The following is a 17,584-nucleotide window of genomic DNA, read 5'->3' on the forward strand; positions in this document are numbered from 1 at the left end:
TCCCGGCTTCAATGCCAGGAAGCCGAAAATTCCGGGCGCAGAAGCTCGGCCGATCAGTTATCCAGAGAGATGTTCTTGGCCTTGATGACCTCGGACCACATCTTGCGGTCCGATTGGATCAGGGCCGCATAGTTCTCCGGACTGCTCTTGTCGGGCAGCACGAATCCCAGATCGCCGAAGGTCTGGCGCAAAGGCGCGGCGCTCAGGGCCTTGTTCATGGCCGACGCCAACAAGGAGATCCGCTCGGGCGGCGTCGCTGCCGGCGCCATAAGGCCGTAGCGCACCGTCACGACGAAGTTCGGATACCCCAGCTCCGCGAAAGTCGGGACGTCCGGCAGCAGTGGCAGCCTTTCCTTCGAGGCCACGGCCAGGGCCCGGACATTGCCCGCCCTGATCTGCGGGAGCGCGGAGCCGACCACCCCGAACAGCGCCTGCACTTCCTTTGCCACCAGGGCCTGCATGGCCGGCGCGCCCCCCTTGTAGGGGACGTGGGTCATCTGTATGCCGGCCATCTGGCTGAACAGTTCGCCCGAGAGATGGAAAGTACCGCCCGTACCCGTGGAAGAGAAGTTCAACTGGCCGGGATGCGACTTCGCGTACGTGACGAACTCCTTCAGGGTCTGCACGGGCAGCGATGCATTGACCAGCATCACCAGGGGTAGGTCGCTCAGCAGCCCGATAGGTGTCAAGTCTTTGTCGGGGTTATAGGAAAGCTTCTTGTACAGCAGGGGATTGAGCACCGCCGTGGAATCCGATGCGAGCATAATCGAGTAGCCGTCGCCCTTGGAGCGCGAGATGTGCAGCGCGGCGATGATGCCGTTGCCGCCCGTCTTGTTTTCCACCACGACCGACACTCCCAGCTCGCGTCCCATGCGCTCGCCCACGGCGCGCGCGATCAGGTCCGTGGTCGCGCCCGGCTCATAGGGCACCACCAGGCTGATGGGACGGCCGGGAAACGACTGCGCCGCCGCCGACGCCGCGTAACCGCAGCCGAGCGCCACCGCGACGATGCCGGTCAGCTGCCCGACCGCCTTCCACTGCCAGGACCGCTTGTTCTTCTGCATTTTTTTGTCTCCTCCAAAGCATGGCCGCCGCATGCGTCCGATGCGGGGCCACTCAAAACCCAGGGGTAGCCAGCCGATTTATTGTTGTGGCAGGCCGTTGCGCAGCAGGTCGCGCGCAATCACCCAGCGATGAACCTCGCTCGGCCCTTCGACGATGCGCAGCACCCGGCACATGCGGGCGATGTATTCCAGCGGCAGTTCCTTCGACAGACCCATTCCGCCAAAAAGCTGGATGGCCCGGTCAACGACGCGCTGGATCAGCTCGGTGGCCTGCACCTTGACCATGGAACCGTCACGCCGAAAATCCGCCACGCCCTGGTCGATCTTCCACGCCAGGCGATGAATCGTCAGGCGCACCATCTCGATTTCCTGATAGCTGTCGGCGATCCACCACTGAATCGCCTGCTTATCCGCCAGGGGAGAACCGAAGGTCTGACGCGTGTTGGCCTGCTCGATCATCATTTCCAGGCATCGGCTGGCCAATCCCACGCAGCGCGAAGCAATGTCCAGGCGGCGTATGCCCAGCCGGTTGGTGAGCGGCACGAATACATTGCCCACGTCGCCCAGCACCTGGCTGTCGTCCAGCTCGACCTCGTCGAAGAACACCTGGTAAGGGTGGAACTCGCCAATCATGGGATACGAAGTCGGAATGGTGACGCCGGGCGTCCCTTGGTCAACCAGGAAGGCCGTCATGCCGCCCCGGGACTTCAGCTTGGGATCCGTCACGGCCACGACGATCATGAAGTCGGCTTCGCGGGCGCGGCTGATCCACATCTTGGCACCGTTCAGCACCCATTTTCCGTTCTTGCGCTCGGCCCGCATCTTGATGTTGGCCGCGTCGGAACCCGCGCCCTCTTCCGACAGCGCGATGCAACTCTTCTTGGCGCCGCTGGCGTAGGGCAACAGGTACTTGTCGATCTGCGGTCCCTTGCACAAGGCCTTCAGCAAATGGAGATTCGGGCTGTCAGGCGGCGGCACGAACGGCACGATCGAGTTCTTCAGCTGCTCGATCACCACGCACTTCGCCAGCATGCCGAATTCCTGGCCGCCGAATTCCTCGGGCACGTCGATGCCCCACAGCCCCACCTCGCGCGCCTTCTGCTGCAGCACCTTCTCCAGCTCGGGCGGAATCAGCGCATCGTCTCCCATACCGCGCTCGGCCTCGCGCCGGATGATCAGGGGTTCGTGCGGAATCAGTTCGCGCTGCGTAAAGTTCCGCACCGTGTCCTGGATCATCCTGGTGGTTTCAGGCAACGTGAAATTCATGTCTGCTCCTTGCTCCTTCCTGGTTTGATTTTTTGTTGTCAGCGCACGATGGCGAGCAAGTCCCCGGCCCGTGCTTTTGGATCCGACGCCACCGCCAACAGCGCGCCGGCATCTCCTTGCAATCCTGCCCACCCGCAGCAGTCCGCGGCTTTGAGCATGAGTTCTTCGTCCGTCAAAGGCAGGCTCGCGGAGCCGCGCAGCGCATCGATCCTGCGCTCGAGGCGCTTGCCATCGCGCAGGTAGACGCTCACGAACGCCCAGCGCGGCATGATCGATTCGCCCGTTGCGCTGCGCCCCTGCACAAACGGCAGGAAGTTCTGAATCGCGGCACGTTGTACGTTTTCGTCCTTGAAGGTCGCCAGGCCGATCTGGCCATCCAGCAGCGCCGCGGCGACCGCGTACTCCAGGCTGAACTTGCCCTGCAGGCCGGTCGTGGGCCGGTGATGAATGAGCGGAACCAGCGCGCCAGGGCTGGTTTCGATTTCCACGCGTTCGACGTCCGCCAGCGTGATGCCGTGCTCCTTGCGCAGGTCCAGCAGGCCGTCCAGGGTTCTGTGGGTCGCATAACACAGGGGATATTTCTTGACCTCCAGTCCGCTCGCGCTCAGTTCGAGCGGCGCCTGGCCCAACGTCTCCAGCGCGGCAGAAAGGTCCTGCCCCTGCCCGTACAGCGCGGCGTACCCTTGCTGGGCATCCATGGCGTCGCGCGATGAGGTGAATCCCGCCTGCGCCAACCGTGCTGCGCGAAGCGCCGCCGCATTGGCGTGGCCCGCCTGAAAGGATTTCGCATCGGAGCCGAAATTCGCGCGCGTACCGGCCGCCTGCGCGACAGCGATGCCTATCGCATGCGCCGTCTGCTGCGCATCCAGCCGCAAGAGATGCGCCACTGCCGCCGTCGCGCCGATGATCCCGATGCTGGCCGTGACATGCCAACCCTTGGCGTAGGCTTGGACGGCAGCTGCCTTTGCCAGCTTGCACATCACCTCGAAGCCCACCACATAGGCGGACTGCATTCGCCCCATAACGATGGATTCCGCCTCGCCCAGCGCAATCAGCGCGGGCCACAGCACCACACTGGGATGGCCGCGCAACGGCGAAGTCACATCGTCGTAGTCCAGCACGTGCGCGGCGACGCCGTTGTAGAACGCCGCGGCCTCCGCAGTCGCGCGTCCGGGGCAGCCCCACAGCGATGCGTCGCCCCCGGCGCCCAGCGTCGCCAGATAGGCCATGGCGCGCAACGATGCCAGCTCGCGCTTGCCGGCCACGCCCACCGCATAGGTATCCAACAGGGAGCGCGCGCATTGATGGCGCAGCGCGGGAGTCAAGGAGGCGACGTTAAATGCAGCGGAAAATGTCCCGATCTGTTCAGACGGCGTCATACGAATTCCTTTGTTTTTTCAGTGGTCCATAATTTGGACGACTGTGTTTTGATTAGGATTACGCGCCACCCAAATGCTAGCGGGAGATCACCAAACTCGCGTCGCTCCGGCGTCCATATAGTGAAATAGTTTTGCCCCGAGGCAATGGAAGGTGTCGTGGAAACACAATTGGGGCACCGAGCCGCAGCAGCACCAAGGCACGGCGCAGGACTTGCAGTCTGGAACGCGTCTCGGCGCGCGCTGAGCGCCTTGATGTCTCACTATGTGGATGGAAGAGCGCTGCAAATCGGTATTCAAGCAGCTCTCTGGCGCTTAAAGTACAGCCTTCGCCAGTTCCACAAAAAAGGCGAGCGAAGCTTCACCCGTGACGTGGCGCATGTCGGTTTGGCCGGAACGTTCAGCGACCAGGGCTCCGGTCGCAGCGAAGCCTCCTCAAGGCCGATACGGACTTGCCTCGCTCGGGTCCGCACAGCGCGCCGGATCAAACGTAAAAGCAGCTCAACAGACTGAGGTTCACCATGCCCCTATCGAACAACACCATCGACTTCGTGTTGATGCGAGGCGGGACGAGCAAGGGAGTATTCCTTCGCGAGCAAGACGTCCCCTTGGACCGCCAGGCGTTGACCCGTTTGCTGCTCGATCTGTTCGGCAGTCCCGACCGGCGTCAGATCGACGGACTGGGCGGGGCCGACAAACTGACGAGCAAGGCCGCGATCATCGGCAAGGCGAAACGACCCGATAGCGACGTCACGTACCTGTTTGGCCAAGTGGGAACGGTCGCGCCCGAGGTCGACTTCAATTTGAATTGCGGGAATCTGACCGCCGCGGTTGGCGTCTACGCAATAGAGCAAGGTCTTGTCGCCCCCGAAGAAGGTCGCACGTTGGTGCGCGTGCACAATCTGAACACCGATCGCCTGGTTCACGTGCGCGTGCCTACGTCCGGCGGAAAAGTACAAACCAAGGGGGACCTCGAAATCGGCGGTGTGCCTGGCACTGGCGCCCCGATTGAACTGGACTTTTCACGGGCGGTCGGCGCCATCACAGGCAGGCTGCTACCCTTTGGAGAACCCCAAACCCGGCTGGACGTTGCTGGCGTTGGCAGCATCGAGGTGTCGGTGGTTGATGGCGCAAACCTGGTTATCTACGTTCACGCAGGCGCTTTCGGATTGACAGGCACGGAGGATCCTCAGCGGATCGATGGCGACACCGACCTCAAGGGGAAAATGGATTTGGTCCGCAAGGCAGTCGCGTACCGGCTTGGTCTGGCGGATTACTGGAACGCCCGAAGCGCCCCTTCGACTCCCATGCTCGTATTGCTCCAGCGCCCTCAAGAATATTTGACGTGTACTGACGGCAAACGCATCAGCGGCGATTCTCACGACCTGCTCTGCCGCCAGTACGCATCCGGCTCGGCAAGCAAGACCCTGGCGGGCACCGTTACCGCCACGACTGGAATTGCCTGCAATCTGCAGGGCACGATACCCGCGCAGTTGTGCGGCGGCCATGTCGCCCGCCCGCTCGCATTCGGTCATCCTTCGGGCCTCATCCACGTCGACGCAAGCGTCAAAAGGCTTGACGGAGACTGGCATGTCGAACGCGCCGGAATACTGCGCACCGCTCGTCGCCTGGCTGAGGGCAAGGCATATCTGCGTGGCGCGGACATGTAAGACTCAGTCCTGTCACAGCGACGCCAGTGCCGCGCAAGTGCGCGCCGGAGCGTCGAGTCCTGGATGATGCTTCGCGAACCAAACGCTGGATCGGATCATCTGCTCAGCTGCGCGCTTGTTGACTTCGGCGCGGATACCCAAGGTGCGCGCACACGGCTGAAGCGAACGAGCTGCTAGTCAAAACGAGCAGCCTGATTCGCGAACCGCAAGAATATACAGAAAAGCCATCTTGAAAGCCGAGTGGCAGCGTGCAAAACAGGAAGTTTCCTACCCCGAAGTGTTGATGTCGACAACTTCCAAGCCTTAGCGATTTTCCTTTGGCCACATATCACGACCGACCGCTTGCCGGCCAGAAGCGGTCTGCCATATTTTTTCGGGCACGCCGGTCCGGCATGGATGCGGAAATGTTCGTCCTTGATTCCCGAACGGCGGCGCCGCTACACCAAACCTGGCGATGGCCAGGCAGACCCTGGTCATTCTAGGCGACCCTACTGTCGCTCGGCGGGCGTTGCTGTAGCCTGTTCCGATGCAGCTCAGCGTACATCTAGTGCTCTAGGTTGCAAGACCGGTGCTGAATCAACGCAGTATGCGCACTTGCATTGCAATCGCACAGGCTTCCCCGCTTGCGAACTCAGGCCAATGCCTTCTGAGCAGTCCGCCGAACCCGGCGGCGATACCACCAGCTGAGCCCCGCCCACACCAGCGCCCAAGCGCCAAGGATCGCGCCCATGAAGGGCCAGAAGATAAAGGTGGAGACATCCTCCCAGCCGGGCGCCGAACGCTTGAGCCCGATGGGCGCGCTGATTTCCAGTTCAATCTGTTCGCCCTGAAGCGCCGGCCCGACTTCCTCCACCGTGAAGGTGAGCTGCGAAGTCCCCTTCGCCAGCTTCGGAAAAGGCCCCTCGGTCTCCAGCAGCGCGCCATCGACATGGCTTTCAGGCCAGAACTTGCGGTAGAAATGCGTGGCGCTATTGCCGCTGCGCGGGGCCGCGGCCACCACGACGTCCAGTCCCTTGCCGTCGCGCACCCGAATCCGCACCGGCTCTCCGGGGTTGATGAAGCCCCGCTTCGCGTCCGGCGCGCCCACGCGTGTCGTGTATTCCCCCAATTCGGGCCGCTCCATGCCCATCGGGCCGCCGAAACGCGCCTCCATCCACAGGGGCGCTTCGCGGATTCGATAAACCTCGGCGTGTGCTGTCTGACCGGACGTAAGCGTGATCGGGGCCAGCGTCGCGTCGGCGGATGGTACATACCGGAACATGCCAACCGCGAACCACGCCATGGCGGCCAGCCAAAGCATCCAACCCGCCACCAGCGAGATTTTGCAGAACGTGCGCCACATATCGTGCCATCCAGGATTTGCCAGCGACAGAGATTAACGCAATTGGAGTGGGTGAATCGGCGCGCAGCCATCGACGGACGCAAGCGCAGTATTGCGGCCTGCAAATCGCGGCGCAGGCAGGATTATTGCCGGCGAAAAACCTAGAAGGAGGCCCGGCAAGCGCAAGCCGCGCCAGGCCGCTATTTCGACGATGCCATAATCCGCGTTTGGCGGGGCGATGACACACGAATATTCGCCGGTAGTGGAATAACCCTTTATTCGCACATATAGGAAACATCCATCTTGTCGCAACGCGTTCGATTTTTCTCTGCGTCGGCCTTGCTCGGGGCATTGCCGTTGCTGGCGCTGCTGGCCGCAGCAACCAGCGGCGCAAGTCTCGCCGATACCCCGGCCAAGTCTGACGCCGCATCAAATACGCGCGCGCCGGCGCTGCGCAAGCTGAACCCCGCCCCGGCACACGCCTACGAGATACGGCTGACCCTTCCCAACGCATCCGAGCTTTCAAGCGCGGCCGACGACAAATCGCCGTTTACGGTGGTCGAGGGCACCGCGCAGTTCGACGCCAGCAACGCGGCCCGCTGCGGCCGATCCAATGCCCTGGCGGGCAACGTGCCAACGCTTTCCAGCCATGAACCATTCCGCCTTTCCCGCATATCGGCCACCGAATACATAGGCACGGTATATGCCGACCTGCTGCTCGACGAAGACTATTACGGGCGAGGGGTATGCCATTGGCAGTTGACCGAAGCCCGCGTCGCCGTGCGCGCGCGAACAGACAGCGCTGATACACGCTTCGTCGCAGGCCTGCCAGCGCAAAAGGTGCTCGCTAGCGACACACAGGCGCGCTACTTCTGGAAAGGGTATTACCCCAACTTCGAGCAGCGGCAACATACCGACTACGGCCGCAATCAGCTCGACGCCGTCCCGGCCAACAGACGCGGCGAGTTTTTCGTCATCACATTGACGTCCAGGAAAATCGCCAGCGACGTTCAATGCCGGTGAGTGCCGGCCTGATGCAACCGAAGCGCCTGGCGCCAAGGTTTCTGATACAGTGACGCCCAAAATAAAACAAGCTGGGGCTGCTTCGCGGCCGGGTTGCATCGGGCATGTCGGAGGCGCGCAATAAGTCATTTCAATGACATGCCGCGCCAAAACACCCATCTCTCAACAATGAAGCCTTTGGGGTAGCGGTCAAAATGAGAAAATTGGTACTGCTTGTCGTCCTGCCTTCACTGCTCGCGGGATGTACTACTGGACAGATGAACATGCTGACGGGCACTCGGAACAAGACCTACAACGATGTCAATGCAGTCTGAGTCGGCAGCACGGAAGAACAGCTGATTTCCAAGTGGGGACCTCCCAAGAAGAGCTACACGCTTGAAAGCGGGGCGAAAATTATTTCGTACGAGGACATCTGGGGCCCTATCTCGGCATATCACATATGTTCAGAGAAATTCATGATCGAAAAGGGCATGGTGACCAAGTGGGGCATTTCAAATTGCCCTAAGCGGATTTCGGGCACGGTTCCGAAAGACACGCCGATTCCGCAGCCGACCTTGTAGCTGGAAGCGTTCTGGGGTTGCTCAGAGCGTGATGAGGGGGCTGGTTATGCGCGCCCCTGTTCTGTTGGTGCTGTTTGTCCGAACGGACGGTATGAGTCCGCGACGGACATTGAAGCGTCAAAGGAGGCGGTTTCCAATCCAGGCGGAAAAGCGCAACAGATAGCCATCGGGGTCCTGCGCTAAAAACTGTCGCACCCCGATCTCGATTTGCTCGGATCGCTACCAGCGCTCCTGGGGTTCCCGGTAGAGCGGCCAACCGGCGTCCAGTAAACGCTTGTGCAAGGTGTCGATCGACTTCACCTTGATCTCGAAGTTCACGCCACGGCCCAAAGGCGCTTCTTCCAACTTGTTCTCTTGTTGGTGTTGTGAGAAGGCTGTGGTTTTAAAGCGCGTTGGAAGAGCCCCCGTCTTAGACCGGGCGCACAACTCTTCTATATATATTTTCCCGTTCGATGCGAAGGGCGCGGGCAAGGCGCCATCTTCGACGTACTTCGATGTCGGATTGAAGGAGTGCGCAGCATTGCGGCTTTGGACGTAGCTGAAGTGCTGCCATTCATACACAGCGTGTAGGACCGTCACGCAGCGAAATTTGCGACATTGACTGAGACACAATGATCGAAGCATCGGACATCTACGGAACACTTGAAATGGAGTATTCCTTGCCCTCTCTCCCTCCTCCCTCGGTCCCTCAATCCTTATGCGATCTGCTCAAGGACTATCCGGACTGTGTCGAGCGATTGCAAGACTGCCTGAACAGATATGTAGGCAATCCTTCCTATCGAGACCTATTTAGAGGCGCCATTTTGGCGCTTCAAGGCACGCTGCAAACCTTATCAGCCGAAGCTGGCAATGAACTCGCTGCGTAAGCGCCCGGCAAACCCATATTGAACGCCGAAGTTGTCCCCGATAGTGTCCACCACTTTTAGGTGGACACCATGTCGAAGACAGAATTAGCACCGGTGCCTAAGCGCCGGTCTTATCCGAAGGCGCTGAAGGCGCAGATCGTGGCCCAGTGCAGTCAGCCAGGTACCTCCATTGCCGGCGTGGCGCTGTCGCACGGCGTGAACGCGAACCTGGTACATAAGTGGATTCGTCAGGCTGAACGGCAGCCACCTGTAGCGCCGGCGTTCGTGCCGGTCGCATTGCCAGCGCTGCCCTCGGCAGGCCGTCACATCGAGATCCGGTTGTCGCGCGGTCCCGCGCAAGCGACGGTGCAATGGCCAGTGAGTGAGGCCGGCGCGTGCGTGGCCTGGTTACGCGAGTGGCTGCGGTGATCCGTGTCGATGCGATCTGGCTGGCCACCGAGCCGCTGGACATGCGCGCCGGTACCGAGACGGCGTTGTCCCGGGTGGTAGCCGTGTTCGGTTCAGCCCGCCCGCACCACGCCTATTGCTTCGCAAACCGGCGCGCCAACCGCATGAAGGTGCTGGTGCATGACGGGATCGGCGTGTGGCTGGCCGCGCGCCGGCTGAACCGCGGCAAGTTCGTGTGGGCCGATGCGCTGCGTGGCCCCCACATCGCGGTCGACAGTGAGCAGTGGCAGGCCCTGGTGCTGGGCCTGCCCTGGCAGCATGTGGGCGCGGCAGGTGCGATCTCGGTGTTGTAGCGCCGGACAATCCGGCAAGACGCCAATACCGCCGCGGGGAGCCCTGCGGCATACTGGCGGCCATGAGTACCGCATCCCTGGACCACCTCGACGCGCAGCAACTGCGCGCGTTGGCCGAACGCCTGATGGGCGAGGTGGCCGCGCGTGACGCCCAGATAGCGACGCACGATGCGGTGGTTGCCGAGCGGGATCGCGTACTGCACTTCAAACAGACGCACATCGACCAGCTCATGCAGGAGCTGGCGCTGTACAAGCGCTGGCGCTACGGCAAGCGCAGCGAGCAATTGAACCCGGCGCAGGCAAGCCTTCTGGAAGAGACGATGGATGCCGACATGGCGGCCATCGAAGAGGAAGTGAACGCGCTGCGCGAAGCGATCGCCACTAAGCCTGCGCCGTCGCAAGCGCCGCGTCGCATGCGGCTGCCGGCCGAGTTGCCGCGCACCGACATCCACCACGAACCGGCGTCCACGACGTGCCGCTGCGGCTGCGGCTTGAAGCGCATCGGCGAGGACGTCAGTGAGAAGCTGGACTATCTGCCGGGCGTCTTTACGGTCGAACGTCACATCCGCGGCAAGTGGGTGTGCGAGCACTGCGAGACGCTCACGCAGGCGCCGGTCCCCGCGCAGGTCATCGACAAGGGCATCCCGACAGCGGGCCTTCTGGCGCAGGTGCTGGTGGCCAAGTTCGCCGACCACCTGCCGCTATACCGCCAGGAAGGCATCTTTGCACGCGCCGGCCTGGCGCTGCCGCGCTCGACGCTGGGCGAGTGGGTCGGCGTGTGCGGGCTGCGGTTGCAGCCGCTGGTCGATGCGCTCAAGGCCGAAGTGCTGGGCAAATCTGTGCTGCATGCCGACGAAACGCCGGTGCAGATGCTCAAGCCGGGCGCGGGCAAGACACATCGGGCCTACTTGTGGGCATACACACCGACCGCTTACGACAGCCTGCGTGCAGTGCTCTACGACTTCGCGCCCAGCCGGGCTGGCGAGCACTGCCGCACGTTCCTGGAAGACTGGCGCGGCAAGCTGGTGACCGACGATTATGCGGGCTACAAGGCCGGGTTCGCGGCTGGCATCACGGAACTGGGCTGCATGGCGCACGCCCGGCGCAAGTTCCATGACTTGCACGTCAACAACCAGAGCCAGATCGCCGCAGAGGCGTTGGAGTTGTTCGGCGCGCTATACGGCGTAGAGCGGGACGTAGCCGAGTTGCCTGCCGAAGAGCGCCTCCTGATACGGCTGGAGCGGGCCAAGCCGATCACAGAAACGTTGCGTCGGTGGCTGATCGCGCAACGCCAGCGCGTGCCGGAAGGCTCCGGCACCGCGCGCGCCATCGACTACAGCCTCAAGCGCTGGGAGGCGCTGACACGCTACCTTGACGACGGCGATGCGCCGATCGACAACAATTGGGTGGAGAACCAGATCCGCCCCTGGGCGATCGGGCGTTCGAACTGGCTGTTCGCGGGCTCGCTGCGCGGGGGCCAGCGCGCAGCCGCCATCATGAGCCTGATCCAGTCGGCACGGCTCAATGGGCACGACCCGTATGCCTATATGAAGGACGTGCTCACGCGCCTGCCCACGCAGAAAAACAGCCAGATCGCTGAGCTGCTGCCGCATCGGTGGCTACCTGCTGCATAAGCAGAACCGTCAAGGGTGTGTTCGGCAGGCGCTTACCTCGCTGCTGCCAAAGCCACCGACGATACGGGAATGATCGCCAGCGCATCCAAGAGACAACAGCAGCTATTTACTGCGGGATGGTTCGTCTTCGAGATGGTGGATATGGAGGACCTTTGGGGTTACTTTCGGGCAAACAAGGACGCTTTCAACTGAGCACTCCTGTGTATCGGTTGTGCCAAGGTATGCGGTCAATTAGCGACGCCTCGAGAAACGCGAGTGAGCAGCAAGAAGATGAACTTTCCCCTTGCCAACATGTTCTTCACGGTGCCAATTTTGGCACTGGCTACCATGGGATCGGCCTTCGCTCTAGGCAATGACACATCGCCTGATGTTGGACCACGGGTAACCCGGCAATTCGATTTTTCAGCACCTGCCTTAAATTTCGAAAGCACCGTTCCACGAGATGCGAACGTGCAGACCGCGCCCATGGAGCCCAATCCGCCGGACACCATCGGCAACGTGAAGGTGATTGGAAAAATCACGTCGGATAGAAATAATCCGGAGATCGAGACCAGCATTTTGGGCTACAACCTGCCGGCGCCCGCCACGGCATGGCGACTCTGCACTTTCGAAGTGGAAGCACTTGGGTATGTACCGCGAATATCCAAAAGTTCGGACGACCTGACAGAAGTGGGACTTCTCGCCCAGAAAGCCGACAACGGGAAGCCAAAGAGTGCCGCTATCAGTTATTGCTTTGTCCGCGAAAAACAGGCCGTGGGCGTTTTCTTCATCGTCGACGTGAGCCATGCCGCCAGCATGGACGCCGCGAACAACCTGGTGCATAAAGCCGATCGATACGCCACTGCGCTCATTGACAGCCTTTCATGGGCCAATGGGCGGCAATCGAGCTTCGGACGGGAAATGCAGGAGATCCCGCTTCGTATCGGCAGCGTGGAACACCGGATTCGCATCCCGAAAGGATGGGACGTTCCCATCAACGATTTTCATGGACCACTTCCCGCCGAGCTGCACATGGTCAGGCGTAAGAACGGAAAGGATGTCGGATTGGTCTGGCTCTTTGTTCAAAACATGAAGGAGAAGCCCGACCTCGAAACAGCCGGTGCCGCGCTCGTGAAGGATTACTTCGTCAAGCAGACATCCGACGCGCGGTCACCCGTGCTGCTGTCGAGCGAAGAGGACAATGCGTTGGCGGACCAGGGGTTTGCCGCGCGTACCTTCCGGTTTTCCGTCGAAGACAAGAAGGGCCGCGACGCGGGCGACATCGAGGCGCTCGTCGCATGGAAGCATGGCCAGCTTTACGTGCTGACGCTGTGGTCTGCGTGGACAGCTTCCGCCGATAGGAACACGTTCTTCTCGCGGCTTCCGGGCCTGTCGGTCTACGACATCCTGCGGCAGGCCGTGCTGGAGACGCAACCGTAGAATTTGCACCGTCATTTTGATAAAAGCAAAGTTGCTGAGCACCTGAGGATCGATAGCTGCCATGTCCGAACCCTATTCCGCCTTTCTCAAACTCCAGATGTCCCGCGAGAATCTATCCAGATGGCTCGCTGCCCCTGTGCCGGCGGCATCAAGATGGTCAGACTGGCGCACCATCGGCGGGCAGTGGCATCTGTCGGAAGGCAAGGATTTGGCTGCCTCCAGCGATCAGGATTTGGGCAAGCTTATTTCGGAATGCGACGCCATGCTGGCTCGCCATTCGGACAATCGCGCGGCGCTGCGGGCCATCCTGCAATCCGCCGAGGCCGACAACATCAAGGTTGCGGCCTACGATTCTTCGGAAACGCACTTCGTTGCAGGGTCGCTGACCTATTCCGAAAATCTCTACGACCTCATCGTTTTTCTGACGGTAGCGCGTGGCGCGGCCGATTTTTTCGAGGCGGATGGTCGAGGCCTTGCGGTGGTTCACGATTACATCTGGGGCGAGGAAGGCGAACGGGAAACCGTTGCTGCGCTTGGACTGGACGGAATAGGCAGATCCGAGTTTCTGGCTTCCAATGCGTTCGGTAATGCCGCTGGCGCATTCGAGGGCATGGTGGATGCGATGCTGGACGGCAAAGACGACGCCGAGTTCCACCCGCGAGATCAACTCGACCGTCTTTGAGGCCAGGCCTGCGACGACGCGTAGCAGAGGTTGTCATACTTTCTGCCTGCGCGATCTCCATGCGCAGGAAGTCCGGACCCGACACTCGCACCGCAAATTGGCGGTGTTTTCATGGCTGCTAACATCAGCGCACTCAGAAATTCGACGCGCAAGCGGCGCATTCCGCAGGATGACGAAACTTTCCTTTGCCTTTTGGGCTGAAGCGTTCCGGACCGCCCTCCTCTGCACGCCCTTACGATCGCCGCCTTCGCGCGGGGCGGAGCCGGCGCCCGTGAAAAAGCTGGCATCAATCGCCGGTCACGGGTGCTCGCTGCGACAATCGCTTTGCGCCCTGCTGTGGGCGTGCACCATCGTGCACGCGTCTGCCGCCGCCATGACGCGCCAGGAGATCGAAGCCACGCTCGCGGCTGGCATGACTCAGGTTGTAAACCAGTACGTCGATCCCCTCGATTCACGCGTACTCGTGGTGAACGGCCTGAGCGCGCTCAAGGCGCTGCCAGGCGCTGAAGATCCATCGCGTAAGGCCGCGATCGAACATGCCGTCCTGACCGGGCATCAGACGGAAGGCATGACACCCCAGATCCGCATCCTGACCGGCGAGATCCTGCGTTTTGACGACGGCTCACCGCGCGAGATGGCACTGGACGCGGCCCTGCGCGGCATGATGGCGGGTCTGGACCCCTACAGCCGCGTCGCATCGCGCGCTGAACTGGCAGCCCCGCCGGCATCCGTCGGCCTGGAGCTGTCGATCCGGGACGGTGCCCTGACCGTCGTGCGGCCCCTGCACGGCAGCCCGGGCGAACGCGCCGGCGTCCAGGCCGGCGACATCGTGACCCACGTGGACGGCCGAGCCACCGCGGGCCTGCCCTTGCCAGAGGCCGTCGCATTGCTGCGCGGTACGGCAGGCACCCGCGCCACGCTCACACTGCGGCGGCCGGGTTCGGTCAGCGCGATCACGGCGCAGCCTGTGCGCGGACCCGTACAGGCGCCTCCCACGGTGCGTTGGGACCTGGATGGCGCGCTTGCGGTGATCCGGATCTCCGCTTTCGACAGCCGAACGGGCCGCCAGTTGAAAGATGCGCTCGACGCAGCGTCCGCGCATGCCGACGCGCCGCTGACGGGACTGGTGTTGGACCTGCGCGGCAACGCCGGCGGGCTGCTCGACGCAGCCGAACAAGTCGCCGGCATGGTGTTGCCCGAAGGATCCGAGATCGGCAGCCTGCGCGGTCGCACGCCTGACAATGCGCGCACCTTGCGCGCCCGCGCCCCCCTCGTGCCGCAGGGGGTTCCGGTAGTGGTGCTCGTCGATCACCGCACGGGCGCCGGCGCGGAGATCGTGGCGGCCGCGCTGCAGGACCACGGCCGTGCCTTGCTGATCGGCACGGCAACCCTGGGCGCGGGCACGATCCAGACCGTGCGGTCCCTGCCGGGCGACCAGGGCGCGTTGGTGATCACCACCGCCCGCGTCCACCGCGCCGATGGCGCGCGGTTGGACTCGGTGGGGGTGGCGCCAGACATGCTTCTGGACAAGACCGGCCGGCGGGTCACACTGCGCGCCGACATTGCGGCCGATTTCAACAGCGCTTTGGCGCAACGGGTGCGCGCGGCGGTGGCGTCTGCGCCTGACGGTGCTGACACGGCGTTGCTGGCGGCGCTGACGGCCCTGACGGCAGCCACGACCGGAGATTGAGGCTGGCGTCGCCTCGACAAAGACTCAAGGAGCAATTCAATGAACACCGGCCAGATTCCATCAGACTATGTGCCGCTTTCGGTAACGGGCCTGCCTACGCTCTATGGGCCGAAAAGCGCGTGGTGCGTCTGGATCACCGCGTTGCCACTGCCCGCAACGTCGCGATTGCGCGGCGCCGATGCCCTTCCCGCTTCAAAGGGCTACGCGCGCGACGATGCGATCGCACAAGCCGGGGAGGTCATCGCTTTGTTTGAAAATGACGATGGCTCCGGCGAAGCGCCGGCGTCAACGATGATTGAGGCGGCGCGCTGGCTGCTGGACCATGACGAGGCGTTCTACCAGGCGGTGATGAAGGCGATGCTGGCGGATCTGCCGCGCCTGCGCGCCGAGCAGGATGGCATCGTTTTGGACGATGACGCCTTCCGCCTGCCGCAGCACTGGGATGGCCAAGCCTTGCGGAAACTGATCCGTCTGAACAGCATCACGCTCCACCCTGTCGCTGGCGCGCCTTATATCGGCCTGGACTTCCGCTGCGCCTGGGAGGAGGAACACGGTTACGGATTGATGATGGCCGGCACCACCGTCATCGAGTCTGGAGGGGCCGACGTCGGGACCTTGTCATGGATTGCGGCGCGGCACGCGAAATCCCAGGGCTCGGAGCCATAGCGCCGCGGGGCGCGGTTCACCCGCCCTTCGCGCCTTGCCTGCGCCTCGGCAGTTCTCTACAATAAAGAATAATTATCATTTGCAAACGTATGCGATGTCCCCTACCAAGCAGGCCCAAGTCGAGACGCTCTATGCGGACCACCACGGATGGCTGCGGGGCTGGATACGCAAGCAACTAGGTAATTCCTCCGACGCCGCCGACCTGGCTCACGACGTTTTCCTGCGCTTGCTGGGCCGGCCGGCGGTGATCGAGACGCGCGAGCCGCGCGCCTATCTCAGTACGATCGCGCGCGGGCTGCTGGTGGACCACTGGCGCCGCCGCGAGCTCGAGCGGACCTGGCTCGCGGTGCTGGCGCGCACGCCCGAAGAACTGGCGCCGTCGCCCGAGAACCGGATGCTGGTGCTTGAGGCGCTCATCAAGATCGATCAAATGCTGGATTCCCTCAAGCCGAAGGTGCGCCAGGCGTTTCTGTGGGCGCAACTGGAGGGCATGCGCTGCCCACAGATCGCCGAACGTCTGGGCGTGTCCCTTGCCACCGCCGAGCGCTACGTGGCGGCGGGCTTGCGCCAATGCTATGCCTACCGGTTTGGTGACGCGTGAGCGAGGCTGCCGCGATTCCTGCCGCAGTGGTCGATGAGGCCATCGCCTGGTCGGTCAAGCTGAACTTCGGCTCACCGGATCCTGACACCTGTGCCGCCTTCGAGCGCTGGCGCCGCGCGGCGCCCTTGCATGAGCGGGCCTGGGTGCGCATGCAGGCGCTGAATGCCGACTTCACCGCCGTGCCGCAGGGGCTGGCGCTGGACACGCTCATCGCCATGGGGACGGCGCACGACGCGCGGCGGCATCAGCGCCGTGCCCTGGTCAAGGGCATGCTGCTGCTGGGCGGGCTGACGGGCACGGGCTGGGCCGTGCGCGAGCACACCCCATGGCAGCGCATGCTGGCGGACGTGAGCACCGGCGTGGGCGTGCGCGACCGCCTGACACTGGAGGATGGCACCTTCCTGGCGCTGAACACCGACAGCGCGGTGAGTGTCCGGATGGAAGGCGACAAACGCGTGCTCGTGCTCTATCGCGGCGAGATCTCGATCCGGACCGGCGCCGATGCGCTGTCACCCATCAAGCGGCCGTTCCTCGTGCAGACGCCGTACGGCGCGGTCCAGGCGCTGGGCACACGATTCGTGGTGCGCCTGGATGACGATTGCGCCCGGGTCAGCGTGCAGCAGCATGCGGTTGCGCTGCGGCCCGCCGACGGCGCCACCCCGGTGATTGCCGAAACAGGCCAGACCGCCCAACTGGACCGCCTGGGGGCACGGCTGACGAGCAAGCCTGCCATGGTGGCCGATGCCTGGCTGGACGGCGCGATCGAGGGCACGGACATGAGGCTGTCGGATCTGCTGGCCGAATTGTCGCGATACCGCCATGGCCGCATCAGTTGCGCGCCCGAGGTCGCGGATCTGCGCGTATCGGGCACCTATCATGTGAACGACACCGACCGGACGCTTGCGTTCCTGGCCCAGACATTGCCGATCCGGCTGCGCTACAGGACCCGCTACTGGGTTGCCGTCGGGCCCGCGTGAAGCCCTTGCCCGTCCGGTTTTGCGGCTGC

General features: G+C 62.8%; 17 protein-coding genes. 12 read left to right on the forward strand and 5 right to left on the reverse strand.

What is annotated here, in order from left to right:
• Window positions 1-53: 53 nt before the first annotated feature.
• The 3 genes from LN047_RS19455 to LN047_RS19465 form a co-directional block, all read right to left on the reverse strand.
• The gene (locus tag LN047_RS19455) at window positions 54-1,064 is read right to left on the reverse strand and encodes a Bug family tripartite tricarboxylate transporter substrate binding protein (RefSeq protein ID WP_373979920.1); all 1,011 of its coding nucleotides are present in this window, start codon (window positions 1,062-1,064) and stop codon (window positions 54-56) included.
• A gap of 78 nt (window positions 1,065-1,142) precedes the next feature.
• Window positions 1,143-2,330 carry an acyl-CoA dehydrogenase family protein gene (locus LN047_RS19460; protein WP_373979921.1) on the reverse strand — a complete coding sequence of 396 codons (1,188 nt, stop codon included), beginning with the start codon at window positions 2,328-2,330 and terminating at the stop codon, window positions 1,143-1,145.
• A 38-nt stretch (window positions 2,331-2,368) separates the two neighbouring features.
• Window positions 2,369-3,709, reverse strand: a complete 1,341-nt coding sequence (locus tag LN047_RS19465; protein WP_373979922.1) for an MmgE/PrpD family protein — start codon at window positions 3,707-3,709, stop codon at window positions 2,369-2,371.
• 518 nt (window positions 3,710-4,227) lie between these two features.
• Here LN047_RS19465 and LN047_RS19470 point away from each other — a divergent pair.
• Entirely contained in the window at window positions 4,228-5,376 is a 1,149-nt protein-coding gene (locus LN047_RS19470; protein WP_373979923.1) for a 2-methylaconitate cis-trans isomerase PrpF family protein, read from the forward strand.
• Window positions 5,377-6,007: 631 nt separating this feature from the next.
• Here the strand turns inward: LN047_RS19470 and LN047_RS19475 are convergent.
• Window positions 6,008-6,718 (reverse strand): hypothetical protein, encoded by a 711-nt coding sequence (locus tag LN047_RS19475; protein WP_373979924.1) that lies wholly within the window; start codon window positions 6,716-6,718, stop codon window positions 6,008-6,010.
• A gap of 282 nt (window positions 6,719-7,000) precedes the next feature.
• On the opposite strand from LN047_RS19475, the gene LN047_RS19480 reads away from it, so the two are divergent.
• Window positions 7,001-7,720, forward strand: a complete 720-nt coding sequence (locus LN047_RS19480; protein WP_373979925.1) for a hypothetical protein — start codon at window positions 7,001-7,003, stop codon at window positions 7,718-7,720.
• A 779-nt stretch (window positions 7,721-8,499) separates the two neighbouring features.
• Here the strand turns inward: LN047_RS19480 and LN047_RS19485 are convergent.
• Window positions 8,500-8,625, reverse strand: coding sequence for a hypothetical protein (locus tag LN047_RS19485; RefSeq protein ID WP_255357261.1), 126 nt, complete (start codon window positions 8,623-8,625; stop codon window positions 8,500-8,502).
• Window positions 8,626-8,891: 266 nt separating this feature from the next.
• On the opposite strand from LN047_RS19485, the gene LN047_RS19490 reads away from it, so the two are divergent.
• The 10 genes from LN047_RS19490 (at window position 8,892) to LN047_RS19535 (ending at window position 17,555) form a co-directional block, all read left to right on the forward strand.
• Window positions 8,892-9,146: a hypothetical protein gene (locus LN047_RS19490; RefSeq protein ID WP_373979926.1), complete on the forward strand. Its 255-nt coding sequence runs from the start codon at window positions 8,892-8,894 to the stop codon at window positions 9,144-9,146.
• A gap of 69 nt (window positions 9,147-9,215) precedes the next feature.
• A complete protein-coding gene (locus tag LN047_RS19495; RefSeq protein ID WP_254608341.1) occupies window positions 9,216-9,554 on the forward strand; it encodes a transposase in 339 nt (112 codons plus the stop codon).
• Window positions 9,542-9,886 (forward strand): IS66 family insertion sequence element accessory protein TnpB, encoded by a 345-nt coding sequence (tnpB, locus tag LN047_RS19500; protein ID WP_373979927.1) that lies wholly within the window; start codon window positions 9,542-9,544, stop codon window positions 9,884-9,886. Before LN047_RS19495 ends, tnpB begins: the two co-directional genes overlap by 13 nt.
• A 62-nt stretch (window positions 9,887-9,948) precedes the next feature.
• Window positions 9,949-11,520: an IS66 family transposase gene (locus tag LN047_RS19505; protein WP_373979928.1), complete on the forward strand. Its 1,572-nt coding sequence runs from the start codon at window positions 9,949-9,951 to the stop codon at window positions 11,518-11,520.
• A gap of 255 nt (window positions 11,521-11,775) precedes the next feature.
• On the forward strand, window positions 11,776-12,939 hold the full coding sequence (locus tag LN047_RS19510) for a hypothetical protein (RefSeq protein ID WP_373979929.1): 1,164 nt from the start codon (window positions 11,776-11,778) through the stop codon (window positions 12,937-12,939).
• 61 nt (window positions 12,940-13,000) lie between these two features.
• Window positions 13,001-13,621, forward strand: coding sequence for a hypothetical protein (locus tag LN047_RS19515; RefSeq protein WP_373979930.1), 621 nt, complete (start codon window positions 13,001-13,003; stop codon window positions 13,619-13,621).
• A gap of 271 nt (window positions 13,622-13,892) precedes the next feature.
• Complete coding sequence (locus tag LN047_RS19520) at window positions 13,893-15,311, forward strand: S41 family peptidase (protein ID WP_373979931.1); 1,419 nt, start codon at window positions 13,893-13,895, stop codon at window positions 15,309-15,311.
• 39 nt (window positions 15,312-15,350) lie between these two features.
• Window positions 15,351-15,977, forward strand: a complete 627-nt coding sequence (locus LN047_RS19525; RefSeq protein ID WP_373979932.1) for a hypothetical protein — start codon at window positions 15,351-15,353, stop codon at window positions 15,975-15,977.
• Between the two features lie 94 nt (window positions 15,978-16,071).
• A complete protein-coding gene (locus LN047_RS19530) occupies window positions 16,072-16,578 on the forward strand; it encodes a sigma-70 family RNA polymerase sigma factor (protein WP_142054083.1) in 507 nt (168 codons plus the stop codon).
• Window positions 16,575-17,555, forward strand: coding sequence for a FecR domain-containing protein (locus LN047_RS19535; RefSeq protein ID WP_373979933.1), 981 nt, complete (start codon window positions 16,575-16,577; stop codon window positions 17,553-17,555). Before LN047_RS19530 ends, LN047_RS19535 begins: the two co-directional genes overlap by 4 nt.
• Window positions 17,556-17,584 lie beyond the last annotated feature (29 nt).

The sequence above is a fragment of the Achromobacter sp. JD417 genome (genome assembly GCF_041879325.1).
Classification (GTDB): Bacteria; Pseudomonadota; Gammaproteobacteria; order Burkholderiales; family Burkholderiaceae_B; genus Achromobacter; species Achromobacter mucicolens.